The organism is Sphaerisporangium flaviroseum, assembly GCF_039537005.1.
GTDB classification, from domain to species: Bacteria; Actinomycetota; Actinomycetes; order Streptosporangiales; family Streptosporangiaceae; genus Sphaerisporangium; species Sphaerisporangium flaviroseum.
Genome location: NZ_BAAAZR010000004.1, coordinates 289,193 through 314,960 on the forward strand (window position 1 = coordinate 289,193; position 25,768 = coordinate 314,960).

Below are 25,768 nucleotides of genomic sequence, written 5' to 3' on the forward strand. Positions count from 1 at the left end.
CCATGCAGCGCTCCACCCCAATTGTGGCACACAGCTCGAACGTCGTTAAGGTTCGATCAAAACCCAGAAGGGATTCTCGGCGCCGACACGGTAGTCAGCGTAGAAATTTTTGATCGCCATACCATGCGCTTGGTTGTGCGTACCCCTAACCGCGCGCAGGGAGTATTGGCCATTCGCGGTTGAGGCCCCTTGGTGTGTTGAGGCGAAGGGATATTCGTCACACTCCAGATAAGCTGATGGGGGAAGTGCGTTGGGGTCTGACGTCTTCGGGTACTTCTCTCGGAAGTAATATTTACAGTAGTTCGTCCCGAAGGTCTTGACCCAATGCTTCTCTTCGGGGGTTCCGACATCCATATGCATTGGGATGTTGGAGAAGAATTCCCGGTTGATTTTAGCCTCATCCGCTGGGAGTTTCACTAGAGGCCAGCTTTCCAGGTTGGCCCAGTCTCCAGGAATATTCTTTCCCTGTTCGTTTCCAAGCACCTTCCTCGTGGGCGGAAACTCCGGTTTTGTCCAGTCGTGTCCCGCCCTCACTGGTGGGAACGTGTACACGTTGGGACGCCAATCCAGCGCATCCTCGATGTGATTGATGACCTCAAGGAAGTTTGCGTTCCGGCTTTTGGACATCCTGAAGACGCGACTGCTTCTGGTGTTGATACACCCGCCAACCCGGTCTGGCACACCATCATTTCGCTCGCCCGACACCCCAAAGGGCTTCCAGTCGCATCGGAAGTTCGGCGCCCAGTACGTATCGGAGGCATTCCCGCCGCCCTTCCGTCGGACGCCGACCGTCTTACCGTTTTCATCGAGGACTACTTGGCTCCATAGATGGAACGGCATCGGCTCCAGCGGATCGTCATAAACGAAGATCATGGGAAGGATCGTGCAGGTTGCATTATCGTGGTTACTGGTGCTAGCCCGAATGGTGAACACATCGTCGGGGTCAGTATGCCATATGGAGACGTCCTTGCGCTGGGTATCGCCACTCCGAACGCTGCAGCCCGAGCCGGGCTTTTTCGTGCCGGCGGATACTCCCAGACTGAGATCCAGGCCCTCGATGTCGGCCGATGTCAGCTTAACCCGACCGTCTCCGTCCGTGACCGCGATCTCGTCAAGACGCGTGAAGACCTTCATGTCCTGAGGTATGAGGCCATTTCCTGCCCCGCGAACCACCTCCTCACCGGTCTCGTCGCCGAGGTAACTGTGGATGACCCATGTGGCTCGGAATCGGAATAGGTCGTCATCCTTGAATATCGCGCTGCCGAACTTTTTCTTCAGTTGCTTAAATATATTGCCACTGGTTGCGGCTTTCCTCATCGTTCTGGATATCGGGTCTTCCTCGAAATCCTGGACGTAGAGGTAGGAGGACCAGCAGGAGTTATAGGGCATTTCCTGGATGCGGGCCTGATAATACTTGGAGTCGGAGACTGCTTTGTCCTTGCAGTCCTGCAGATCAATGCGCTCGTAGTCGAAGCCAGAGGCGCTGACCGAACCGGCCGTTTTTGCCTTGGCCGACGAGGTTTTCTCCTCCGGCGCCGAGCCTCGCTGAACCGCAACACCGAGGGGCCCGGCGTACAGGCCGGTGACATCGCTGCTGTTCAGCGCTCGCTGGTACAGCTTAACCTCATCGATAGCGCCGATCATGCTGGACCCAAGCCGGCTGGGAGCATTGGCGTTCCACGTTGAGTAGGTCAGCTGAGCGGTGCCGATCGGGTTGCCGTTGAGGTACAGCGTCGCGGTCTTAGCCGTGGCGTCGTACACACCGGCGAGATGAAACCATTCGTTGACCGGCGGTTCGACGTCGGAAAGCACACCCTCGGTCGTCGCGTCGCCGGTGTCGGCGCTGGTGAGGGTGAATACCAGACCGCGATCGGGGGTGTTGCCGAGGCGGAAGGGCGCCTGATGTGTCCCCTTCTGCTCGATGACCCTGTAGTCGCCGTCCTTGTCATTCCACCGCAGCCAAGCGCTGATGGTGAAGCTCTCGTCCGTGCGGAGCACCGGATCGGCAGTCTGCGCCAACGGTTCCTCTGCCGGTTGGATGCTGCTGGCGACCCAGCGCGTCAAGTCTGAGGCGAAGTTCACGTCGACCCAGTAGTTGCCGGCACCGTAGGTACTGGCGGGGAACTGAGAGGCCGGGCCGTAGGCGTAGACGCCGTTGCCGCCGTACACCTCCGTGGTGGCCGGCGCATGCAGCGGCGGACTGTCCGTCGCCGTAGCGAAGTAGTTAGCGTCGAACGCGTAGTGCCCGGCGGGGGCGAAGTAGGACACCACATATGTCGTTCCTGAAGTCACCTGAACCGGCGCGGCGAAGGTGAGCGTCTGCCACCCCGACGCGGTCTCGTCGGTGAAGGTCCCGGTCGCCAGATTCTGCCCGGAGGCGGTCCACAGGTTCCCGACGTGTGCTCCGGTATTGCCCTGCCCCTTGTAGAACCGAATTCCCGTGATAAATCCGGGTTTGTCGGCGGTGAACTTCACCCCCAACTCCAACGAGTCGGGGTCGGTGGAGGCCGCGGTCCCCGGGGTGACCGACGGGCCGAACAGGTGCTTGGTGCTCACCGTCGACAGAGCGGGATCGCGTTGTCCCTGGTTGGGGACGAACTCGACATCCACCCAGTAATTGCCACCGTGATAACTGCCGGACGGCATCAGGGAGGAGGTGCCGTAGGCGTAGACGCCGTTGCCGCCATAGACATCCGTGGTGGCCGGCGCGTGCAGCGGAGGGCTGTCGGTGGCCGTGCTGAAGAAGTTGTCGTTGAACGAGTAGTGCCCAGCGGGGGCGAAGTAGGAGGCCACATACGTTGTACCGGGAGCCACCTGAACCGGCGCGGCGAAGGTGAGCGTCTGCCATCCCGATTCGGTCTCCCCAGTGAAGGTCCCGGTGGCCAGGTTCTGCCCGGAGGTGGTCCACAGGTTCCCGATGTGCGTTCCGGTGTTCCCCGGCCCCTTGTAGAACCGAACTCCTGTGATGAGGCCGGGCTGATCGGCGGTGAACTTCACCCCCAACTCCAACGCGTCGGACTCGTCAACCGCCGGAACCGCCGGGGTGGCCGTGTCGGCGAAAAGGTGTGCGGGGGCGGTCCCGGACATGCTTACCGCCTTGAAGACGGTCTTGGCGCCATCAGCGGCGGTGTGGGTGAACTGGGTGGAGGAATCCTTGACCACTTTGGACGCGTCGGTGGGGTCGGAGTCACGCTTGTAGGTGCCATCCGCCTGCCGGGTGTAGGTGAGCTGAGAGCCGTCCGCGCCGGTGAACAGCACGTACCCGTTGTCGGAGTGATCCTCGAACGTCAGGCCCGACACCGGCGAACTGCCCGCCGGCGCACCTGGACCGGCGGCCTGTGAACGCGTGTTCGAAACTGCGTTGCCACTCTTTCCGGGAATCCACGCCGCCCTATCGTTCAGCGTTGCGTTGTGAGCCTCTTCGGAGGAGTCGGCGGCAATCTTTCCGGTGCCCTCGTCAAAGGTCCAGTGGGCAGCCACCTGCTCGTCCGTTCGAAAGGACCACGAATACGGAACCATCGCGTTTTCCCACGCGTCGATGGCTCCTGAGACATCCACTGTGTATGTCTCGCCTGGGCTCAGTGGCCGTTGGGGAGTGAAGGTCACTACCTTCTGTGGGGCGTCGCGAGCGACCGTGCCCTCTATTACAGCGCCCTGTGACGTCTTCACAGAGAGTTCGGCCTCGTCGATGGGCTCGGAGAACGTCACACGTACCTTTGCGTCAAGAGGTACCTTTGTGGCGTCACTTGCAGGCTCGTTGGCCACGACGCGTGGGGGGAGAATGTCTTCCCCGTCTGGGTCTGTGGTGTCGGGCCCCCCAGGGGAGGGCTCAGCAGAGTCAAGCATGTCGGTTCCGACCAGATATGCCTGCCCGTCACGGTGCATCCAGGCGGCGGAGGCGACCTGCTCGCTGATCAGCAGCGACTCGGGTGCTACCGGCGCGTCGGGTACATGCATTGACATCTCGAGCGCTTCCTCGTACTCCGGAAACGTTGTGAGAGGTTCGGGCGCCGAAATGACAACCGTTTCTCGGCGCGGCGGTACTGGAGGCTCGAAGTCGACCGTGAGCCGGGGACCGTGGGCGGGGTACCCGTCGGTCTGCTCACGGGAGCGATAGCGCCGCCAGTTCTGAAGGTCGGACTCGTTCCCCGCACGGAGCTGGATGCCGTAGTTCGGGTGACCATCGGCCCAAGCCTGGACGATGGGGTTGACCGAGTGGATGAGGTCGTGCGCGTAGTTCATCGAACCGGTGCAGTCGGTGCTGTAGGCGCCGTACTCGGTGTCCGCACCCACGTTGGTGACCGAGGGCTGGCTGTTCCAGGTCAGCGTCAGTTCATCCCAGTCGGAGGTGATCCGCCGAGCCGTAATACCGGACCCGACACGCTCCCCGCAGGTGTGGGACAGGTAGTTCCACAGCTCCAGGTCGGCGTTCTGGATCGTGGAGCCCCAGAACAGGTCACTCTGCGGGGGGAGCGGGAACTGGATGTAGCCACGCCAGCGCTTCGAGCCGGTGTTGGACTTGCCCACCCAAATCGCGTCCTGCCGGAAGTTGTCCCAGCTATCGGTGCGGTCCACGTCGTTGATGAAGGTGTCCATCGGGTCGCCTGCCGGGCAGGGCTTGGTGCGGTCCCCGAGGGTGCACTCGTACCAGTCGTCATCGACCGCGGCCATGGTCACCGGATACGACGTCGCCGGATCCGCCAGGAAAGCCGGGTCAGGCCTGTACACCAGCGCTGAGCCGTCCAGGCTGACCGCGGCCTTGCCGACCTTGGCGGCCTCGATGTCGCCGTTGGGGTCGCCTGCGACCGCGTCCAGCAGCGCTGCCGGCCGGATGTCCAGAGCACGTGCGCCATTGTCGCTCTTCAGCGTCGGTTGCCCCTTGGCACTCGCGCCTAAGGAGAACCCCTTGGGCGGAACCATGGGGATGCGGAAGGTCACCGGTCCGGTCGGTCGTTCCCGGATGACGATCTGCTGCCGGAACCCGGTCGGGGTGGCGATGACGACTAAGTCAATGCCCTTGCCGTACACCGACGGGTAAGTGGCAATGCTGCCGTTGAGCTTGGGCGTGGGCAGCTTGCCGGGAGCGTCGATGCGCGCGGTAGTGTTGGCGCCCTTGCTCTTCATGACGGCGGTGTCGCCGCCGGCCGACAGCGTGAGGTCACCCTTGGCAACCTTGGGCTTGATGGCGCCGTCTACCTCGACAAGGGTGGTGTCGATCGGCGTGAAGCCGTCACCCTTGGCGTTCTTGACCCGAATGGGCTGCAGGTGCTGCTCCATACGGAGCGTCTTACCGTCGGGGTTGGCGTACAGCGTTGACGTTTCGGTCTGCCGGGAGGGAATCTCGACCCGCTTGCCAGTCGTCCGCGCCTTCTCCTTGGCGGCTTCCACGACCTTGTCCCGAACCCGCGTGCCCCCCTCGGGCGCGTGCTCCGCCGCGTGGTTCTGAGTGGGGGATGGTGGTTCTTGCTGGGCCCATGACGGCGCCGCAGCCAGGCTGATGATCATCGTCGCGGTCAGTGTCGCGGCGGTGGCGTTCGCCGGGCGGCGTCTACGCCGCCTGGCGCTGGAGGGGGAAGACGGAAGCCCGCCTCTTCCTTGGATTAAGCCCACTCAGTTCTCCCGGCATGCATACGAGTGGCCCGCACTGTTGCACGAGCCACTCGAACAAGAATTCGATTCTTAGGACGCTACACGTAAAGATGACCTAAAGAAAGGTAGATCACCAACTTGAGTGATCATGGGCGACGAACCGGTCCCTGAAGATCAATAGTTGCCATACGGGTCAGCCGCTCTCTCACACCCGCCCGGCAGCGGACCGCGCCGGCGCCCGGCTGAAACTTTCAGTTCTGGACATCTGTTGAGCAGGGGTTCTGCCACGAACGGCCGGCATGCCCTGGACCCTTCATCCGCCCGCGGCGCACGATCCCCGCTGACGTTCGAAGGAGGCCACACGCATGCCCCGAGCCCGGATCCGGGTCGCCCTGCTCGCCACGACCCTGCTGGCCACGTCCGCCACCGCCATCGGCACCGGCACCGCCCAGGCCGCCGAGCTGAGCCTCTCCGTCGATCTGACCGCGCCCTCCCATCCCATCAGCCCATACGTGTACGGGATGAACTTCGCCGACGAGACGCTGGCGGAGGAACTGCGGCTGCCGGTACGACGCTGGGGCGGCAACGCGACGACCCGGTACAACTTCCGGCTGGACACCACCAACCGGGCATCGGACTGGTACTTCGAGAACATCGCCGGCGAGAACGCCGACCCGTCCGCGCTGCCCGACGGCTCGGAGACCGACCGGTTCGTCGACCAGGACAGGCGTACGGGCACCGACACCATCTTGACCGTGCCCCTGATCGGCTGGGCTCCGAAGGAACGCGCGAAGGCGTGCGGCTTCAGCGTGGAGAAGTACGGCCCGCAACAGTCCACCGACTACTGGGCCCCCGACTGCGGCAACGGCGTCAAGCCCGACGGCACGTACATCACCGGCAACGACCCGCACGACACCAGCGTGGAGATCGGGCCCGAGTACGTCACCGACTGGATGGCGCACCTGCGCGGCCGGTACGGCGACGCCGCGCACGGTGGCGTACGGTTCTACAACCTGGACAACGAGCCGGACATCTGGCACTCGACGCACCGCGACGTCCACCCTGCCGGAGCGTCCTACGACGAGATGCGCGACCGGACGTACTCCATCGCGGGCGCGGTCAAGGCCGCCGACCCGGACGCCGCGACGCTCGGCCCGGTCGGCTGGGGCTGGTCCTCGATCACGCTTTCGGGCTCCGATCAGCAGAGGTGCGCCATCGAGGGTTGCTGGAGCAACCCGCCGGACATGGCGGCGCATGGCGGCGTGCCGTTCGGCGAGTGGTACCTGCGGCAGATGCAGGCGTACGAGAAGTCGCACGGCGTGCGCATCCTGGACTACTACGACAACCACTGGTACCCGCAGGGCAGCGGGGTGTCCGGCGGCGATCCCGGTAACGCGGAGACCCAGGCGCTGCGCCTGCGGCAGACCCGCACCCTGTGGGACCGCACCTACACCGACGAGAGCTGGATCAACCAGCCGGTGTACCTCATCCCCCGGATGAAGGAGATGATCGCCGCGAACTATCCGGGCACCAAGGTGGCCATCACCGAGTACAGCTTCGGGGCCATCGGCTCGCTCAACGGCGCTCTCACCCAGGCGGATGTGCTCGGCATCTTCGGCCGGGAGGGCGCCGACCTCGCGACCCTGTGGGCTCCTCCGGCGCCTGCCGACCCGGGCGCCTACGCCTTCCGGATGTACCTGAACTACGACGGCAAGGGCGGGCGGTTCGGCGACACGTCGGTCCGGTCCACCAGCACCGACCAGTCGCGGCTCGCCGTGTACGGGGCGACCAGGAGCGGCGACGGCGCGCTGACCATGATGGTCGTCAACAAGACCGGCTCGGACCTGGCCGCCCCGCTCACCATCACGGGAGCCACGCCCGGAGGCACCGCGCAGGTCTACCGCTACAGCGGCGCCGACCTCACCGGCATCCACCGCGAAGCGGACCTGCCCCTGCGAGCGGCCTCACAGCGCCCCTCCACCACCTCCCCGGCGCACGCCACCTCCCACGCCTCTGGCGCCTCCCCGGCGCACGCCGCTCCGGCCACCACGGTGTCCACCACGTTCCCGGCCAACTCGATCACCGAGCTGGTGATCCTCGACACGGTGCCGCCCTGCGCGCCCGCTGACCTGGACGCCGGGCGCGTGACCGCTACCAGCGTCACCCTGACCTGGCCTCGGGCCACCGACAACGTCGGCGTCACCGGGTACGAGGTGTGGCGCACCAGCGCCGCGGGCACCGTCAAGGCCACGACGGCCGCCACCACGCTCACCCTGAACGGCCTGACCCCTGGGCAGCGCTACACCTTGTGGGTACGGGCCCACGACGCCGCGGGCAACCTCAGCCCGAAGTCACGGACCATCCGGGTGACCACACCACGCCGCTAACCGCCCAGATTCCGGGTGACCACACCACGCCGCTAACCGCCGAGATTCCGGGTGAGCACGCCACGCGCCGGCCGCCCAGGATCCGGGCGACCACGCCGCGCCGCTAGCCGGGTTTTCCGCACATGCGGATGATTGAGGCAACTCCGGCGAGGCTGGTTGATTGAGATGAGTGGGGCCGGTAGTTGCTGTGGCTTGTGAGACAACGAGCGCAGTGGGGCGTCCCGAGCGTTGAGAAACTGCTCGGCGCGTTGCCGGTGGTGGCCGACTTCTGTTCCAAGTTGCGGATCCGCGACATCGTAGATGCGGCCTGCCCGGTGGGTGAGCTGGCCGAACTCACTCACGGGCAGGTCATCGAGGTGCTGATCGCCAACCGGTTGACCTCACCCGCCCGCTGGTGCACGTGCAAGCCTGGGCGCAGGACTGGGCGGTTGAGGAAGCGTTCGGTGTCGATCCGGTACTGCTCAACGATGATCGGATCGGCCGGGCGCTCGACGCGATCGCCCCGCACCTCGATCACCTGGTCGGATCGATCGGGCTGGTCGTGATCGAGGGGTTCGGCATCGATGTGTCCCGCATGCACTGGGACATGACCTCGATCTCCCTGCACGGCGACTACATTCAGACCGCGCCGGGATTCGCGGCGCCGAAGTTTGGTCATCCCAAGGACCGCCGCCCGGACCTGAAGCAGATTCAAACCGGGATCGCCGTCAGCGGTGATGGCGCAATCCCGGTCTTCCATCGCGCGTTCGACGGAGGCGCGGGCGAGGTCGGGCAGGTCATCGGCGCGATGAAGGCGCTGCAACAACTCGCTTGCCGCCGGCGGCTGCTGATGATCGGCGACTCCAAGCTGATCTCGTATGCGAATCTGGCCGCGATGGACCGCGAGCAGGTCACCTTCATCGCACCGGCGTCCAAGACCTATGTCGCAGCCGAGGTGTTGTGTGGGCTGGAGGTGACCGCGGCCGCCCCGGTGGAATATGTCGCTCAGCGGGACGCCGGCAAAGCGGCTGATCAGCGGGGATCGTGGCACGTCATGGAGGACACCATGACGCTGGCCGGACCTCGCAAGAGCGACCCGGTGGTGAACCTGCGGCGTATCTTCGTGCACTCCTCGGCGCGCGCGCAGGCCGCCCTCACTGCCCGCGCCAAAAAACTCGCCCGAGCCCGCGATGACCTGGAACCTCTGGAGCGTGGCCTGGGCAGCCGCCACTATCCCACGGCCGAGAAGGTGACCGCCCGGATCACCGTGATCGGCCGGGAACGGCGGGTGGCTGCCTACCTTCGCACCGAGATCGGCACTGATGGCGACACCGGGAAACCCACCCTGGCGTGGCATTTCGACCAGGCGGCGATCGACGTCGAGGCGGCCGGCGACGGCTGGTACGCCTTACTGTCCAACCTCGATCCCGGCCAGGCCGACGCCCAGCAAATCCTGCGGTTCTACAAACAGCAGGAAGCCTCGAGCGACGGTACTCCGCGTTCAAGGGACCGCTGGCCGTGGCCACCTTGTACCGGAAAGCAACCGGCGCATCGCCGCGCTGATCACCGTGATCTGCCTGGCCCTCCTCATCTTCTGCCTGGTCGAACGCCAGATCCGGCAAGCGTTGGCCGCCCGCAACGCCACCAAGGTCGACGGCTTGTACGCCGGACGCCCTGCCGTACCGACCGGGCGGCTCATCTTCGACGCGCTGGCCGGCATCCGGATCATCCCGGGCACCGGCCAGTCACCACCGACCATCCCTCAGCCGACCGATCTCCAGATCCATCTGCTCGATCTCCTCGATGTCGATCCACGAGATCTACGCTGACAACCGCTCATGTGCGGAAAACGGGGCTAGCCGCCCAGGATCCCGCCAAGGCCGGTTGCCAGGCGACGGTAGTCCTCCTCGCGGTTGTAGAGCTGCGCGGACAGCCGGACCAGCCCGGCGCCCGGCCACGCCCTGATCCCCGCGCGGCAGCCCAGCTTCCTGAAGATCTCGGCGGAGAGCGCTTCGGCGCGCGGGGTGGTCTCCGCCACACCATGGGGCAGCCGCAGGACGCGCATGGAGAGCTCGGGGTCGGCCCGCCAGGGCGCCAGACCGGCGATCTCCGCGAGGATCTCCTGGCCACGCGCGACGAGCCCGTTGTTGTGCCCCCGCACGGCGTGCGCCCCGAGCTCGCCGAACAGGCGCAGCCCGTACGGCGCGGCCAGCCATGCGGTGTAGTCGCCGGTGCCCTGGAACTCGACGCTCCTCGGGAAGCCGTCGCCCTGGTAGAAGGACACGATCAGCGGCTCGACCCGCTCACGCCAGGCCGGGGCCACGGCGAGCACGCCGGAAGGCCTCGGCGCGAACGCCCACTTGTGCAGGTTGCCCGTCCAGAAGTCCGCGCCCAGCTCGCTCAGGTCCAGGTCGAGCATGCCCGGCGCGTGGGCGCCGTCCACGATGGTGACGACGCCGAGGGCGCGGAATCCGTCCACCAGCCGGCCGACCGGCAGCAGGCGTGCGGTCGGGGAGGTGATGTGGTCGAACACGGCCACCTTGGTGCGCGGCGTGACCGCGCCGAGGAAGACCTCGGCGACCTCCTCGCCCGACCACTCGCCGTCCGCCTGCCCAGGTAGGGTCACGCGCACCACCTCGGCCCCGGCCCGCTCCGCGCTCCGCCGCGCGGCGATCTCGACGGCGCCGTAGGTGTGGTCGGTGATCAGGATCTGGTCGCCGGGGGCGAGCGGCACGCTGTTCAGCGCGATCGCCACCCCCTCGGTCACGTTGGCGACGAACGCCATTCCCTCCGGCTCGCCACCGAGGAAGGCCGCCACCTCGTTCCTGGCCTTGGCGATCCGGTCGAGGACCGTCGCGAAGAAGACGTCGGGGTTGCGCTCCACCTCCCGGCGCAGCTCCTCCTGCCGCTCCCCCACCTGGTTCGGCACCGCGCCGAACGAGCCGTGGTTGAGGTGCGCCACCGACGGGTCGAGGCTGAAGTCGTCAAGGTCCACAACCCGGACATTAACCGGTCACCCTGCGGCGGAGGACGACCGGGCCTCCTCCTGAGCGATAGGAAGACAGCCTTCGAGGCCCGAGTGTTGACGGATCTGGTTCAGGCCCTCCCGGCACCCATTTGATCGGGGCACCCGCCTGCTACCCACCCACACCCAGGTGACCCGACAACGGAAGGTTGTGGGACCCATCAGACAAGGGGGGAGGCCGTGACGACCCACCAGACAGGCGAACCCGATTGATCCGCCACTCGCGACCCTGCATGGTGACGTCCGGGCACCTGCATCCAGGGGCGGCTCTTCCTGCCCAACACCAACACCGAGGAGCGGCTCCTCCTACCCACCACCAACACCCAGGAGCGGCTCTTCCTGTCCAGCGGCAGCGCCCAAGGCGGTTCTTTCTGCGGCTGGACGCGACCAGTCACCGCGCCCACCCGGCGAGGTTCACAACCCACTGGCCAGAATCCGAGACTGTGCCCGTGTTTGACCGGTATGCCGTTGCGTCGGATCAGAAGGTGAAGGCCTGGGTGCGGACGCTGTTGTCGAAGTTGGACAGCAGGAGGTCCGGCCGGCCCACGGCGCGGATGCCGGGGAGACGGGTGAACAGCTCGCGGTACATGATCTTGATTTCCTGGCGGGCCAGGTTGGCGCCAAGGCAGAAGTGGGGGCCGGGGCCGCCGAAGCCGACATGCGGGTTGGGCTTGCGGGTGATGTCGTAGCGGTCGGGATCCTCGAAGACGTCCTCGTCACGGTTGGCGGAACCGTAGAACAGCACCACCTTGTCGCCGGGCGCCAGCCGCACCCCGCGCATCTCGTACTCCTCGGTGACCGTGCGCCGGAACTGCATGATCGGCGAGACGTACCGTACGGTCTCCTCGATGGCGCCGCCGATGTGGCCCTCGAAGTCGCCGGCGAGCCGCTCGCGCTCGCCGGGGTTGTCGGTGAGCAGCTTGAGCCCGTGGGCCATCGTGTTGCGGGCGGTCTCGTTGCCCGCGACCAGCAGCAGGGTGAAGAACGAGCCGAGCTCCTTCGGGGTCAGCCGCTCCCCGTCGACGTTGGCGTTGACCAGTGAGGAGATCAGGTCGTCCGAAGGGTGCCTCTCGCGCTCGCGGCCCAGCTTGATCACCAAGCGTTGCAGGGCGAACAGCGCCGCCATGTTGCGCCCCGCCATCGCCACGGTGCGGGGCAGGCTCATGCGCACCCCGGTGTAGGCGGTGGAGACGTCGACGTGCCGGTGCACCTTGGCGCGGATGTCGTCGGGAACGCCCACCATGGAGCAGATGACGTGAATGGGCAGCCGGGCGGCGACCTGTGCGACGAAGTCGCGCGGCCCCTCCTTCACCACGTCGTCGACGATGCGCTCGGCGGCACGCATGATGTCGTCGTCGAGCTTGCCCAGCATCTTGGGGGAGAACGCGCGGGACACGATGCGGCGCAGGCGGGCGTGCTTGGGGTCGTCGAGGTTGACCATCGAGTCGCCGAAGACGTGCTTCACCCAGCCGGGCGGCTCGGGGTTGGTCACGGCCGGCTCGCTGGAGAACACCTTGGCGTTGCGGCTGGCCTCCACCACGTCGGCGTGCCGGACCAGGGCGTGGAACCCCTTGCCGGAACGGAGCAGGGGTACCCGCCGCTCGGCGAAGAACACCGGATGGTCGAGCTTCCTGAGCCGCGCGAAGTCGCGGTCGCGCTCCTGCGGCGGCCTGCGCCAGAACGCCAGGTCCGCCAGGTCGATGCCCGTCTCCACCGCCGTTGTCACGGTCCTATCCTGGCACGGCCTTTACCTTCCCCGCCCGCGAGCCGCACCGGAACCGGATCCCACCGAACCTACGCCCCCGAACCGGTCGCCACCGGGCCGGAAACCTCGATCGGTCGGCACCGGACCACAGGTAAGTACCGGTCGCCACCGCACCACAGGCCTGTATCGGCCGCCACCGGGCCACAAATCAGTACCCGTCGCCACCGCACCACAGGCCTGTATCGGCCGCCACCGGGCCACAAATCAGTACCCGTCGCCACCGCACCACAGGCCTGTATCGGCCGCCACCCGACCACAGATCACTACCCCTCGCCACCGCACCACAGGGCCTGGAGCGGTCAGCGGTATGGCTGCCATCTGGCGGTCAGGTCGCCCGCTTTGAAGGTTCGCATGCGGTGTTCCCACTGGGGGCGGATGCCGGGGTTGCTGCGCAGGATCGGCAGGACGCTGGTGACCAGCTTCAGTTCGCGCAGGCGGCGCAGCACCGGGAAGCCGTCCCACTCGGTGATGTCGACGCCGTACCGCCTCGCCAGCATCGCGTGGTCGTCGGTCGTGTAGTCGAGGCGGAGCCGGCCGACCGCGACGGGTGTCAGGTCCCATTCGCGTGGACCGATGGTCGTGCCGTCGAAGTCGCACAGCACCGGGCCGCGCGTGCCGGGGATGACATTGCCCAGGAACGCGTCGCCGTGGATGACGCCTCGGGGCAGCCGGAAGCGGAGCCCCGCGAGCTCCTTCTCGACCTGATCGCACTGGTCCAGCAGGAACGCGTGGTCGCCGGTGGCCAGGTCCTCGGGCTCGGCCAGCCGCTGGCGGACCTCGTTGATCGGACGCCATTCGGGCAGGTCGGGAGGCGGGCCGGGGAGCCGGTGCAGGCGCTTGAGCAGGACGGCCAGATCGGCGCCGTCGGGCCGCGGTCCCGTCTCGGGCACGCGCTCCCACAGGGTGATCACCTGCCCGTGCAGGCTGATGGGCTGCTCCAGCCCCGCGAGCAGCCGCACGGCCGGGAAGTCATGGCCCGCGAGCCAGCGCGCGACGCCGACCACGGTCGCTGCCCGCTCGCGCGCGGCGGTGGAGCCGGCGATGCGGACGACCACCGGCGCGCCGCGCAGCCGGAAGACGGCGTTGTTGGTGAACTTGATCAGCTCGGCGCCACCGGGATCGAGACCGGTCGCGGCGCAGACGGCGGCGAGGAGCGTGCGGAGGTTGTCGTGGGTCAGCCCGCCGGATGTGTCTACCGTCGCGATGCTCATACGGCCCGCACGTCCGCGATGCGCCGGCACAGCTCTCGCGCGTCGGAGTTCTGCGGCCGATCCGCCGCCGCGGTCTCCAGCGGGGCCAGGCGGTCGATGGTGCGGACGGACCTGATCTGGCCGACCAGCGTGACGGCCTCGTGCCCGTTGCGCAGCCCGCTGTCGACCTCGCCGAGCAGGAGCTGCACCGTCGCCAGCCCGATCAGCTCGAACACCTTGCTTCTCGCCATGCTTTGATCCCTGCTCCGCACGCTGCTGGACAGCAGCTCGGCCGCCGTCACCAGGTGGCCGGGATGGGTGCGCGCGAGGCCGGCGTGCGTCATGCCGCTCGCCGCGTCGATGTCGGCGTCCCCGAAGAACCGCACCCAGCACGGGGCCGCGTCGTGGTCGGCCCGGTTGAACTCGTCGTGGGCCCGGCGGATGGACTTCATGGCGAGCCGCTCGTCCCCGAGCAGGGCGTACGCCCCGGCCTCGTTGGCGCAGAGCATGGATACGGTGAGCTCGCAGCTTGCGTCCTGGGCGCAGATCTGACCCAGTTGGAAGAACCGTAGAGCGTCCTCCGTGCGCCCGATGTGCAGGTGGACGCGACCCATCCGGTAGAGGATGTTCGCGGCCAGCGAGGGGTCCTTGGCGTGCTTCGCCTGTTCGAGGGCGCGGGCCAGATGCCGCCGGGCGGCGCTGTAGAGGCCGACGTCGAAGGAGGTCCACCCGGCGAGGTTGTGCTGGTCGGCGACGGCGCGGTGCAGGCGGCGCCCGACGTCCTCCGAGCAGGTGGCGCGCAGCAGGTGCTGCGACCAGGCGAGCTGGGCGACCACCGCGTCCCGGCAGACGCCGCCCCCGTAACGGTAGTCGAGCGCGCGGAGCGACCGGGTCACGGTCTCGACCTGCTCGACCTCGGTGTCGCCGATCTTCGCGGGGACGGGGGTGTCGACGCGTGCCAGCGGCTGGCGCCAGTCGTCCACGGCCGCCACCGCGGCGCCGATGGTCACCTGGGCCGCGTGGGCCAGCAGCCTGCGGACCTGCTCGTCCTCGTCGGCGTCGTCCTGGTAGCCCAGGCGTGTCGGATCGGCCATGCCCTCCGAGGCGTCGTCGTAGGCGAGCCCCATGTACCCACGCGGGACGCATAGGCCATCGGCGATGCGGACCAGCACGTCGTAGGCCATGACCTGGCGGCCGTTGAGGATCTCGGAGATCTCCGACTGGGACTGACCCGTGAGGGCGGCGATCCTGCGCTGGGAGACCCCGACGCGCTGCAGCAGCAGATAGACGGTGGCGATGTCGCGCTGTGCCAGGGCCTGGCGCATCTGCGGTCGCTCCCAGATGGCGAAGCTGATCGCCTGCTCGCTCGCATGGGTGACGTTCATGCCGCCCTTCCGAAGGTGACGTCCTCTGGCCTCTCAATTAACCAGGCGCCGCGGGGTTTCGGAGGGGATAACGGTCGGACCGATCGCCCAGGCTGATCGGTATGGCCAATCGCGCTAGAGCGGGGATGGGTATCGGTGAGGCGGCTTACCACTTCGTGTGAGGTTCCCCACCATGGACTTCACACCCGGGGGGGTCACCGCGCGCTTCCTCCGCCTACTCGTCGGTCGAGAAGCCAAGGAGTGATCAGCTCATGCGCGCCGAGCAGCCCGTCTCCGAGGAGGCCTGCCACCGCACCGGGGTTCTGGAGGAGGAACGGCGCCCGGGCGCCGAGCCGTCGGCCCTCTGCGACGACGCCTTCCTCGTACTGGTGACGACGCTGCGGCCGGGCTCCGCCTCGCGTAACGCCCGTGCGGCCGTGCGCGGCGCGCTGGGGAGGGCGGGGGTGTGCGCCGAGGAGATCGGCGACGCCGAGATCATCGTGGCGGAGCTGGCGGCCAACTCCGAGAAGTACTCACACGGGCCGTACGAGCTGCGCATCCACTGCCTGAGCGGCATCCCGATGTGGTGCGAGATGGTCGACGGCGAGCACGATCTCGGCCGGATCCCCACCATACTGGCCGGCCTGCACACACCGGTGGACCGCGACCTGACACCGTTCGCCGAGAGCGGGCGAGGGCTGCTCCTGGCCCACAAGCTCTCCCACGGCCGGTGCTACGCCTATCCGACGACGATGTCCGCCTGCGGCTCGGCGGGCAAGGCCGTCGCCTTCGCCCTTCCCGCCCCCTCGGGTGACGCGGTCGGCTGACACCCGGGGCGGTCACGGTCGTGGAGGCCGAGCGGTCGCGGCGGTCGCCAGGGCCGAGCGATCGCCCGAGGAGACGGTGACGGTCCCCAGGGCCGAGCGATCACCTGAGGAGACGGTGACGGTCGCCGAGGCAGAGCGGTCGCCCGAGGAGACGGTGAGGGTCGCCTGTCCCGGGCGTACGCCGATCAGCGTGCCGTCCGTGAGGTCGAGCACCGCGACGACGCCGCGGCGACGCGACGCGGACGCCACCTCTTCGGGCGATCCGGCCACCGCGAGGGCCCGGTCACCGCTCCAGGTCACGCCGGCCGGGTATCGCAGCGGGAAGGTCAGGCCGAAGGCCGTCGTGGTCCCCGTCGCGGAAACCTCGGCCCGCTGTCCCACGGCAAGCGTGCCGGGCACCGACAGCGACAGCTTGTCGAACAGCGGGTTCACGCGCGCGGTCAGCCAGTCACGGGTCGCCGGGTCCGGCAGGCCGGCCTCGACCTCGCCCGGCCTGGGGTCCACGCCGACCAGCATCCACCCGAAGAACCCGCCCTTGTCCGGGGAACTGTAGGGCGTCTTGCCCACCGAGGGGGTGGTGACCTCAAGGACGCCGTCCGCTCTGGTGACGGACGCGGTGTGCGCGTGGCCGGTGAACAGGGCGACCGGCTTGCCCGCGCTCTCGCGGAACGCGGCCAGCCACCTCTCGATCAGGCCCGCCTCAAGCGGGTCGGAGAACTGCGATCCGGCCGCTCCGGAAGGGTCGTGGAGCGGGTGGTGGAAGGCGACCACCACCGATCTCACCGAACGGTCCCCGGCCGCACGGTCCAGCTCCCGCCGCAGGTCGGGGACCTGCGACCAGTCCGAGGCCCGCAGCCCGCCCAGGGTGGTGTTCAGCAGGATGAACCGGGTGCCCTTGTGGTCGAACACCTGATGGGCCGGTCGCCCGGTCGCCAGGAATCCGTCCAGGGTCCCGGTCGCGGTGGCCCCGGACTCGTGGTTGCCGGGGGTCCAGTGGACGGGGATGCCCGCAGGCACGTTCGCGGCCAGGAGTTGTTCCGCGAACGCGAAGTCCGCCGGTGCGTTGCTATCCACGAAATCGCCATTTATCACGATGAAGTCAGGCTTGGCAGCGACGGCCTGGCGCAGCGCGGCGGCGGCCTGCTGAGCCGGGAACGAGGCCGGGCCCAGCGACCCGCTGACGTGCAGGTCCGACATGACGGCGAAGCGCCAGCGGTCATCGCCGACGTCCCGCTGCCGAAGGACGAACGGGTCGGGGGTGAGGTCCGCGTCGACGGCCACCTCCTGCCCCACCAGCGCGGTGAGCGCGTCGAACCTGACCTCACCCGCGTCCTTGGCGAGGTTGGAGGTCTCGACCAGATACAGGTTGTTCAGCGTGATCGGCTCGGAGAACCCGGCGGGCAGCGCGCCCTCGACCCACTTCCACCCCGTCCAGTCGACGACGGTCGCGAAGCTGAAGGGCACGTTCGTCGTCCCCTGCGAGCGCAGGGTGGCCCGCAGCCAGTGCTTCTTCCCGTCCCCGTAAGCCCACACGCCGAGCCGCCTGGTGCCGTGCGGCAATGTGAGCGGCGACGGCCTGGCGACCGCGTACGCGGCGGAGGTGCCCGAGGTGCCGGTGAAATCGTAGGTGAGCGCGAGCGCCCGGCCGCCCGCCGGCGCGCCGGGCCGGTCGGCCGCGCTCACGACCGCCACCGACGCGGTGGCCCTGGCGGTGGAGACGCCCCACTCCTGATCCGCCTCGAACTCGGCCAGCGACCGGCGCGTCAGGCCGACGGTGACGGGCAGCCGCGCCACCTTGCCCCGCACGGTGGCGGTGAGCAAGGTCCCGGTCCCGCCGGGCACCTCCAGCCCCGCGACCTTCAGCGACCCGTCGTCCTGCGCCCGCACTGCCACCACGGAGGAGTCGTACGCGAGCCGCAGGTCGCGGGCGGCGACCGGCGCGCCGAAACCATCGGCGTCGTACCCGGTGACCCGGACCACCGTGGACTCACCGGTCTCCAAGGTGAGGCTCGCGACGCCGAACCGCGCGGTCGTGAGCGCCCCCAGCACGCGAAGTCCGGCCTCGCCGCGTGCCCGTCCCGAGCGGGCGGCGAGCGTCCCTCTTCCGGGCCGCCCGGCGCGCAGGACGCCGTCACGCACCTCGCCGAGCCGCCCCGCGTCCCACCGCACCCGTCCACCGTCCAGGCTGACGGGCGCGTAGGTCTCGTCGTACCCGGCGGCGGAGACGTCGAGGGTCAGGCCGGGGAACACGCGGTCGGCGCTCGTTCGCACGGCGATGCCCTTCAGCGTGCCGGATCCCTTCGCGGCGAACAGGCCCACACCGCTCGGGATCGGCCGCTCGCCACCGTCGGAGGGGGTGTTGACCACGCTGACCCGGCCGTCCCCCGGGACGCGGGCCACGATGTCGGACGACCCTCCGCCGTCGAGCATGAACGCCTCGCGGGCGCCGAGGCGCACCATCAGCCTGGCGGTCTCGTCGAAGGTGAGCCCGGCCGAGAAGTTCGCCGAACCGTCGACCGTCACGAGTAGCAGCCGCCTGCCCCCCTCTCCCCACCCGATCGCGGTGCGCGGCTTCAGCGCGTCGTTGCCGGTCGACGGGGGAAAGTCGATGGCCTCGCCGTCGCGTACGAGCACCTCGCCGCTGCCAAGGGCCGTGCGCAGCTTGGCCGGCGCGTCGGTGCGCAGGCCGACGTCCAGCGTGACCTCATCGCCCGGCCGGACGGTGGCCAGGCGCGCGGCGGCGGTGCCCCGGCCGGCGACGACCAGGCCGCCGTCCGGCACCGGGGCCGTCGTGATCTCGTCGTCGACCGCGGTGACGGTGCCGCCGTCGACCACCAGTTCGGTGATCGGGCCGGTGTGCGGGATCAGGGCACGCGAGCCGGGACCCCACTGGTCGGTGAAGACCGTGACCGCGTCCGCTGGCAGCGACGCCGAGTTCAGGGCGGCCACCGGGTGCGCCGCGCCGGCCACGGTGACCGTGCCCTCCAGCAGGACGCTCGCGAGCCGGGCGACACCGTCCTCGCCGATGGCGGCGACCGTACGCGCCTCGGCGGTGGCCTTGCGCAACTGTCCGGCCCTGACCTCGGGGCCGATCACGGCGTTGGTGGCGTTGATGTCGTAGTAGTCGCCGTTCACGGCGGCCACGGCAGCCTGGTCGTCGGCCGACCTGGACAGCGGCCGGGTCTCGGTCAGCCTCCCGCCGACCAGCCCCGCCTCCACCCCGGAGCCGGACAGGTCGGCGTTGAGCACATGGGCCCGGGTCCAGCCGTCCCGCCCGAAGGTGTCGAACGTCGTCAGCACGATGCCGGGAGCGATGGTCCGGTCGGCGCGGTCCGCCTCGACCGACACGCCGGGGACCGTGGTCTGGTAGTCAGGACGTCCGGCGGCCGCGGCGTGAGCGGGCCCCTCCGGGCCAGGCGACGCCATGACCGTGGCCCGCGCCGGCGCCTGGGCGAGCCCGGGAACGCCGAGGACGAGCGCCACGGCCAGCACGCGCGCGAACCTGCGCATCTCCACCTCCATGTACGGGCGGGCCGACGCCGGGCACGCATGGAACCGATCGTGGATCCGCCCCATGACATGCCGATGACATCGCGGGAACACCGCGGTGATCATTCTTAACGCTTTACCCCGCCCTGACAACGGCTGTGAACAAGGGTGCCGGCGACCGGACGCGCCGTTCAGGTCATCGACGCGGGAACTTCATACTGACGTGGGCCGGATGTCCGGATCGACGGGGACGATCCGGAGTATGAGTGCCTCGCGCGCATCCCAGCTGCTCGCCGCCTTCACCGTCCTCACCCTCGCCATCACCTCCACCCCCACGGCCGCCAAGGCCGCGCGCGCCCTGGCGTGCGGTACCCCCGGCCTCGTCGTCGCCGCGCCGTACGACACCGTGGACGGGCAGACGCGCGCGGGGACGGTCACCCTCTTCCGCGGCGACCAGAAGCAGGCGGTGCTCTCGCAGGGGGCCGGCGGCGTCACGGACGCTCCCGAGCGCGGCGACTCGTTCGGGTCCGCAGTGGCCGCGGGCGACTTCAACCGGGACGGCTGCGCGGACCTCGCGATCGGCGCGTCGGAGGAGTTCGCGGGCACGCCGGTGCCGGACGGCGCCGACGGCAACGGGCTCGTGCACCTGATGTACGGCACGGCGCACGGGCTCACGCCGGCGGGAACGCTCACCGTGACCCGCCTCGGCCGGTCCCGGGACACCGACCGGTTCGGCGCGGCGCTGGCCGCCGGGGACCTCGACGGCGACGGCGACGACGAGCTGGTCGTCGGCATTCCCGGCCTCTCCGAAGGTGGCGGTGTCGGGATCTTCGGCCTCAAGGGCCGCAAACCGTCCGGCAAGGGCACGCTCATCACCCAGGCCACCTCCTGGGTCGCGCAGGACCACTCGGAGACCGACCAGTTCGGGGCCGCCGTCGCGGTCGGCGACTTCGACGGCGACGGGAAGGCCGAGCTGGCCGTCGGGGCCCCCGGCGACACTGTCGGCACCACCTCGGGCGGCGGTTCGGTGACGATCGCCGACCCGCGCGCCCGGCAGGCGGGCGTCTACACCCAGAACAGCCCCGGCGTGCCCGGCGAGGCCGAGAAGTGGGACTCCCTCGGCGCGACGCTCGCGGCCGGCGACTTCGACCGCGACGGCCGCGACGACCTCGCGGTCGGCGTCCCAGGGGAAGGGCTGGACACCTTCCAGGACGGGCCGATGTACGGCAACGGGGGCGTGCACGTGCTGTACGGGACGGGACGGGGGCTCACCGCGATCGGCGGCGAGTTCTGGTCGCGCGAGACCAAGGGCATCGGCCGGAAGAGCCTGAACACCGACCGGCTCGGCTCGGCGCTCGCCGCGGGCGACCTCAACGGGGACGGCGACGCGGAGCTGGCGATCGGCGTGCCGGGCGGCAACATGGTCCTGGTGCTCGCCGGCACCCGTAGGGGCGGGCTGACGGCCCGGCACCACACCATCGTCAAAGGCAGGAAGGGCCACCCCGGGGACCTGTACGGATCCTCCGTCGCGATCACCGGTTCAGGGCTCGCCGTGGGCTCCCCCGGCGCGGGCCGGGTCACGCTGATCCCGTCCCGTACCAAAAAGGGCTCCTACACCGGGCTGCGCCTGACCGGCGCCCGAGCGCTGGCAGGACCCTCCAACAGCCTATTCGGCTTCGCTGTCGCCCCCTGAGCGCTGGGTCGGTCCTGCGCTGAAACTCGGCCCTGCGCTAGAAGTCGGTCCTGCGCTGGAACTCGGTCCCTGCGCTAGGAGTCGGTCCTGCGCTGGGAGTCGGTCCTGCGCTGAGAGGAGCGTCCTTGTCAGCACCTGACGGCGGTCAGGTCAGGACGCGTTCTCCGGCGGGGATGGTGAAGCGGGCGGCCGTTCTCGCCGGGGCGCCCATGCGGCTGATGTAGTCCAGGGTGCGGAAGTCCGCCTTCAGCTCCTGCGGCGTGGCACGGCACATGATGTAGCCACGCCGCTCGTTGACGAACCTCATGTGCGGGTTCTCCGCGAGCAGGGCCGCGTCCCTAGCCGGGTCGTGGTACCCGTCGCCGTCGCTGGAGATGGACGTGCTCACCAGCTCAACCCCGACCCGGTCCGCGTCGGGATCGTCGAAGTCGGCCACCAGGTCGGAGGCGGAGGCCACGTGGGCATCGCCGGTGAGCACGATCGGGTTGCCGTCGCCGGAGGCGGCCAGGGTGCCGAGCAGCCGGTCGCGCTCGGCGGGGTACCCGTCCCAGGCGTCCACGTTCAGCTCTCTGCCCGGGCCGAGATGGTAGTCGCGCTGGCCCAGGATGATCTGCTGGGCGATGAGGTTCCACGTCCCCGAGGAGGACCGCAGGCCCTCGGCCAGCCACTCCATCTGGTCGTCCCCCAGCATGACCCGTTCCTGGCCGAGACGCTCGTCGCAGCCGGACCGCATCCCGTCGTCGCACGGCTGGTGGTCGCGGTATTGCCGGGTGTCCAGGAGGTGGAAGGTCGCGAGCGAGCCCCACCCCACCCGCCGGTTGATCTTGATGCGGGAGCCGCGGGCGACGGCGGACCTGCGCAGCGGCATGTGCTCGTAATACGCCTGGAATCCGGCCGCTTTGCGGGTGCCGAAGCCGGGGACGAGCGTGCCGGGGTTGTCGGCGGCCCAGTTGTTCTCCACCTCGTGGTCGTCGAAGATCACCAGCCACGGGCTGTTGCGGTGGGCGAACTGCAGGTCGGGGTCGGTCTTGTACTGCGCGTGCCGCACCCGGTAGTCGGCGAGCGTCTGCAGCTTGCCGCCCACGTGGCGCCGTACGTTGCCGTTCGCCGCCGTGTAGACGCCGGCCGAGTACTCGTAGATGTAGTCGCCGAGATGGACGACCAGGTCGGGGTCCTGCTCTGCCATCCGGCGGTAGGCCGTGTAGTAGCCGTGTTCGTACTGGGCGCAGGACACCGCGGCGAAGGTGAAGGAGTCCGCGGTGGTGGGCGAGGTACGCGTGCGTCCGACCGGCGACAGATGGCCGTTCGCGCGGAAGCGGTAGAAGTACTCCCGCCCTGGACCCAGCCCGTGGACCTCCACGTGCACCGCGTGGGCGGAGCCGGGGCGCGCGGTCGCCGTGCCGGTCCGTACGACCTGGCGGAAGCGCTCGTCGGTGGCGACCTGCCAGCCGACCTCCACATCGCGGCCCGGCATACCGCCGTGGCCGTCGGAGGCCAGGGGGTCGGGGGCGAGGCGGGTCCACAGCACTACTCCGTCCGCCTCCGGGTCGCCCGAGGCGATGCCGAGCGTGAACGGATCGGGTGCGGCACAGCCCGTGCTCGTGAAGGTCGTCCACGAGGCCGAGCGTGGCGGGGCGGAGGCGTCGGCGGACCCGGGTAGCACCAGGCCCCCGGCACCCGCCGTGGCGGCGATCAGGAACGCTCTGCGTGAGGGGTTCTGCTCCACGCCCTCAAGTGCAGACCTCCCGCCCGACCTGCGGGCGATGGCTCGATGTCGGCGGCGTGAACAGCTGTCGCACAGGCGAGTGGACTACCCACCGCGGCTGAACGGCGGCCAACGCGAAGACGACCTCTTCCAACTTCCTGGCGAAGTCTCCGGACGAAACCGGCCCGCGAGGCGTCAAGTATTACGGACGTCCTCGCGGGCTCGGTCGCCGCGCGGGGTCCGGGCCGGATGACCCGGACCTCCTGATGTCCCGGCGGGACGGGTCACGTCACCCGGCGTCTGCTGTAGAGGGCGGTCGCGAGCAGGACACCGACGATGGCGAGGATGATCTGGAGGATCAGCTCAAGCCAGTCGATACCCCGGGTCGTCGCCACGCCGAGGGCACCGGCGATGGCGGTGCCGATCAGGGCCGCGATGATACCGATCACGATGGTCAGCCAGATCGGGATGTTCTGCCGCCCCGGGATGAGGAGCCGCGCGAGCACACCGATCACCAGACCGACGATGATCGCGCTGAAAATTCCGCTGACATGCATCTTCACGCCTCCGATATTCGGTTGTCATCCGTATTCCCACGGGAGAGGCGATCGATACGTCTGCGCAGGTCAGCGGAGGGAAATGTCGCCTATAACGGTCCAGAAACCCCCTCACTGCCGACGCCCACCCGGCCACGCCGGCGAACCTGAAGTCGGCCACCGGGCTGGATCGAGTTGAGGTCTTGTCGGTGAGGTCGAGGGAACACCTCCCCGCCGCCGCGCTCACCCCCATGGCCTAGTAAGCAGGCGCTGGCGCGAATCACCTCCGATGCCGGATCGAGTGTTACGGCGCCGACACGGCGGGACGCGACGCGGTGAACCCGGCGCGGTGAACCCGGCGCCGTGCTACGGCGGGCAACCCGGGGTGGGTGGGTGAGCCGGGGCCCATTCTCGCCGAACCACTCCACAAGAACATGCCCGCTAATACCCGGTCGAAGAGCCGCCGGCGCAGACCACCTCCGGCGCCCGAATCGGGTGTTGCGGCTCCGACACGGCGGGACCGACGCGGTGAACCCGGCGCCGTGAACCCGGCGCCGTGCTACGGCGGGCAACCCGGGGGCGGGTACATAAGCCGGGGGGCAAAGGAGCCGGGGTGGGTGGGTGAGCCGGGCCCATTCTCGCCGAACCGATTCACAGGCAACATGCCCGCTGATGATCAGGTCGATAGGTCGCGGCACCACCCTGACGCGGCGCTACGGCGGTCCCGGCGTGGTCAGTGCCATCTTCAGGTCGGCGCGCAGTGTCCCGGCGTCGCGGAAGTGGATGGCGCTCATCCCGGCCGACTCCGCGCCGCCGACGTTCACCAGGCGGTCGTCGACGAACAGCACGTCCGCCGGCCGCACGCCGAGCTCGGCCGCCACCCGGAGATAGATCTCCTCGTCCGGCTTCACCAGACCCATGATGCCGCTGTAGAAGCGGGCGTCCAGCGTCTGGATCCACGGCAGCCGCTCGATGCCCTCCGCTATGCAGATCGGGGCGTTCGACAGCAACGCCAGCGGATGCCCGGCCTCCCTGAGGTCCGCCAGGATCGCCACGGTGTCCTCGTTGTGATGGATCCAGCTTTCGACGTCGAGCGTGACCAGGCGCCGCACCTCCGCCTGGCTCACCGGGTGGCCCAGGACCTGCGACCAGTAGTCCTCCGGCGTCAGCGCTCCCCGGTCGAACTCCAGCCGGTGCCGCCAGTAGCCCTCCCAGAAGCGGCCGGGGTCGATGCCGGCGGCCTGCGTCAACAGCTCGCGTTCACGTTCCGGCTGAGCGTGGGACAGCACTTCCCCGTAGTCGAACAGCACCCATTTCATGATCGTGATGTTACCGAACGTCAGACCTTGAGGAACGGCTCCACGTGCTCGTTCACGGCTCCGCAGCCCAGGTAGTTGCGCACCGTGTGGAAGTCGGCCCAGTCGATGTTGACCTTCTGGTCGCGGAAGACGCCGTCGAAACAGCTCTTCAACGCTCCTGGAATCGCCGCGATGTCGTCCTTGTCGGCGATGTTCACCCAGCGGCCCACGCCCTGGGGGCACCTGCCCCGCCCTCCCGTGGGCAGCGGCTGGAGCCGCTCGAAGACCACCCCGCGCATCGCCAGCGGGCTGCCGAGCGTGACGAACAGATCGACGGACAGATCGGGGTGCGCCCACAGCGCCTCGTACGCCACCACGCTGCCCAGGGAGTGGGCGATGACCACCTTGGGCTTGTTACGGCGGATCACATCGGCGACGGCGTTCCGCGACCGCACCCTGGCCGCGGCCTCCGTGCTCGCGAAGTAGGCCGCGACCTCGGGGCAGAAGTCCTCGGCGAAGCTCTTGGCGTGCGGCCCGAGCCTCAGGAGCAGCCATTCGGCGAACCGGTGGATCAGCCCGGTGAGCGTCTCCCCCGCGAAGTTCCCGGCGCCGCCCATCTGCTTCATCCAGTCGGCGAGCACGAGCTGCGACGCCGAGTCCATCTTGCGCAGGTCGCGTTTGCTCGCCGGGGGGATCTCCTTGCGGAGCAGGTGGGCATAGTAGGCGACCTCGCTGACGTAGGTCTGCCCGGTGTACGGGGCGCCGCCCGACAGCCCGGCGTGCAGGTAGCGATCCCACTTCTGCCGCATGGTCTCCGCGGCGCCCTCGGCCGATCCCGCGGCCACGTAGTAGCGGTACTTGCCGATGCCGTGAACCCCCACGATCCTCGTCACCGCATGGCCTCCCAGGGTCGCTGACGTA

General features: G+C 68.8%; 15 protein-coding genes and 1 pseudogene. 6 read left to right on the plus strand and 10 right to left on the minus strand.

Going from position 1 to position 25,768, the window contains the following annotated elements; all coding sequences use genetic code 11:
- Window positions 1-45 precede the first annotated feature (45 nt).
- A complete protein-coding gene (locus ABD810_RS12960) occupies window positions 46-5,505 on the minus strand; it encodes a DUF4082 domain-containing protein (RefSeq protein WP_344938375.1) in 5,460 nt (1,819 codons plus the stop codon).
- A 449-nt stretch (window positions 5,506-5,954) separates the two neighbouring features.
- Between ABD810_RS12960 and ABD810_RS12965 the strand changes: the two genes are divergently transcribed.
- The 4 genes and pseudogenes from ABD810_RS12965 to ABD810_RS12975 all read left to right on the plus strand — a co-directional run bounded on the left by ABD810_RS12965 (window position 5,955) and on the right by ABD810_RS12975 (window position 9,784).
- Window positions 5,955-7,976, plus strand: coding sequence for a glycoside hydrolase family 44 protein (locus tag ABD810_RS12965; RefSeq protein WP_344938377.1), 2,022 nt, complete (start codon window positions 5,955-5,957; stop codon window positions 7,974-7,976).
- 257 nt (window positions 7,977-8,233) lie between these two features.
- A complete protein-coding gene (locus tag ABD810_RS41000; RefSeq protein ID WP_425566896.1) occupies window positions 8,234-8,521 on the plus strand; it encodes a hypothetical protein in 288 nt (95 codons plus the stop codon).
- Window positions 8,473-9,372: pseudogene (locus ABD810_RS41005) on the plus strand (IS1634 family transposase); the annotation flags it as partial. The gene ABD810_RS41000 and the pseudogene ABD810_RS41005, both read left to right, overlap by 49 nt.
- Window positions 9,373-9,523: 151 nt before the next feature.
- Entirely contained in the window at window positions 9,524-9,784 is a 261-nt protein-coding gene (locus ABD810_RS12975) for a hypothetical protein (RefSeq protein WP_344938381.1), read from the plus strand.
- Between the two features lie 26 nt (window positions 9,785-9,810).
- Here the strand turns inward: ABD810_RS12975 and ABD810_RS12980 are convergent, their stop codons facing one another.
- From ABD810_RS12980 to ABD810_RS12995, 4 genes are all read right to left on the minus strand, one after another.
- On the minus strand, window positions 9,811-10,950 hold the full coding sequence (locus tag ABD810_RS12980) for an aminotransferase class V-fold PLP-dependent enzyme (RefSeq protein ID WP_344938383.1): 1,140 nt from the start codon (window positions 10,948-10,950) through the stop codon (window positions 9,811-9,813).
- A gap of 508 nt (window positions 10,951-11,458) precedes the next feature.
- Window positions 11,459-12,706, minus strand: a complete 1,248-nt coding sequence (locus tag ABD810_RS12985) for a cytochrome P450 (protein WP_344938385.1) — start codon at window positions 12,704-12,706, stop codon at window positions 11,459-11,461.
- 338 nt (window positions 12,707-13,044) lie between these two features.
- Window positions 13,045-13,956 carry a phosphotransferase enzyme family protein gene (locus ABD810_RS12990; protein WP_344938387.1) on the minus strand — a complete coding sequence of 304 codons (912 nt, stop codon included), beginning with the start codon at window positions 13,954-13,956 and terminating at the stop codon, window positions 13,045-13,047.
- A complete protein-coding gene (locus ABD810_RS12995) occupies window positions 13,953-15,320 on the minus strand; it encodes a helix-turn-helix domain-containing protein (protein WP_344938389.1) in 1,368 nt (455 codons plus the stop codon). Before ABD810_RS12995 ends, ABD810_RS12990 begins: the two co-directional genes overlap by 4 nt.
- Before the next feature lie 251 nt (window positions 15,321-15,571).
- On the opposite strand from ABD810_RS12995, the gene ABD810_RS13000 reads away from it, so the two are divergent.
- A complete protein-coding gene (locus tag ABD810_RS13000; protein WP_344938391.1) occupies window positions 15,572-16,126 on the plus strand; it encodes an ATP-binding protein in 555 nt (184 codons plus the stop codon).
- 12 nt (window positions 16,127-16,138) lie between these two features.
- On the opposite strand, the gene ABD810_RS13005 is transcribed toward ABD810_RS13000, so the two are convergent.
- Window positions 16,139-19,636 carry a phosphodiester glycosidase family protein gene (locus ABD810_RS13005; RefSeq protein WP_344938393.1) on the minus strand — a complete coding sequence of 1,166 codons (3,498 nt, stop codon included), beginning with the start codon at window positions 19,634-19,636 and terminating at the stop codon, window positions 16,139-16,141.
- A 241-nt stretch (window positions 19,637-19,877) separates the two neighbouring features.
- On the opposite strand from ABD810_RS13005, the gene ABD810_RS13010 reads away from it, so the two are divergent.
- Window positions 19,878-21,308 (plus strand): FG-GAP repeat protein, encoded by a 1,431-nt coding sequence (locus tag ABD810_RS13010; RefSeq protein WP_344938395.1) that lies wholly within the window; start codon window positions 19,878-19,880, stop codon window positions 21,306-21,308.
- Window positions 21,309-21,453: 145 nt separating this feature from the next.
- Here ABD810_RS13010 and ABD810_RS13015 read toward each other — a convergent pair whose 3' ends face one another.
- From ABD810_RS13015 to ABD810_RS13030, 4 genes are all read right to left on the minus strand, one after another.
- A complete protein-coding gene (locus tag ABD810_RS13015) occupies window positions 21,454-23,034 on the minus strand; it encodes an alkaline phosphatase D family protein (protein ID WP_344938397.1) in 1,581 nt (526 codons plus the stop codon).
- A gap of 263 nt (window positions 23,035-23,297) precedes the next feature.
- On the minus strand, window positions 23,298-23,570 hold the full coding sequence (locus ABD810_RS13020; protein WP_344938398.1) for a GlsB/YeaQ/YmgE family stress response membrane protein: 273 nt from the start codon (window positions 23,568-23,570) through the stop codon (window positions 23,298-23,300).
- A gap of 692 nt (window positions 23,571-24,262) precedes the next feature.
- Entirely contained in the window at window positions 24,263-24,868 is a 606-nt protein-coding gene (locus ABD810_RS13025) for an HAD family hydrolase (RefSeq protein ID WP_344938400.1), read from the minus strand.
- Between the two features lie 20 nt (window positions 24,869-24,888).
- Window positions 24,889-25,740, minus strand: a complete 852-nt coding sequence (locus ABD810_RS13030) for an alpha/beta hydrolase family protein (protein WP_344938402.1) — start codon at window positions 25,738-25,740, stop codon at window positions 24,889-24,891.
- Between the last annotated feature and the right edge of the window lie 28 nt (window positions 25,741-25,768).

Coding starts and splice junctions, on each gene's coding strand:
- ABD810_RS12960 (WP_344938375.1), bottom strand. CDS start 5,505: ATGATCATCAGCCTGGCTGCGGCGCCGTCATGGGCCCAGCAAGAACCA.
- ABD810_RS12965 (WP_344938377.1), top strand. CDS start 5,955: ATGCCCCGAGCCCGGATCCGGGTCGCCCTGCTCGCCACGACCCTGCTG.
- ABD810_RS12990 (WP_344938387.1), bottom strand. CDS start 13,956: ATGAGCATCGCGACGGTAGACACATCCGGCGGGCTGACCCACGACAAC.
- ABD810_RS12995 (WP_344938389.1), bottom strand. CDS start 15,320: ATGAACGTCACCCATGCGAGCGAGCAGGCGATCAGCTTCGCCATCTGG.
- ABD810_RS13000 (WP_344938391.1), top strand. CDS start 15,572: ATGCGCGCCGAGCAGCCCGTCTCCGAGGAGGCCTGCCACCGCACCGGG.
- ABD810_RS13005 (WP_344938393.1), bottom strand. CDS start 19,636: ATGCGCAGGTTCGCGCGCGTGCTGGCCGTGGCGCTCGTCCTCGGCGTT.
- ABD810_RS13010 (WP_344938395.1), top strand. CDS start 19,878: ATGAGTGCCTCGCGCGCATCCCAGCTGCTCGCCGCCTTCACCGTCCTC.
- ABD810_RS13020 (WP_344938398.1), bottom strand. CDS start 23,570: ATGCATGTCAGCGGAATTTTCAGCGCGATCATCGTCGGTCTGGTGATC.
- ABD810_RS13025 (WP_344938400.1), bottom strand. CDS start 24,868: ATGAAATGGGTGCTGTTCGACTACGGGGAAGTGCTGTCCCACGCTCAG.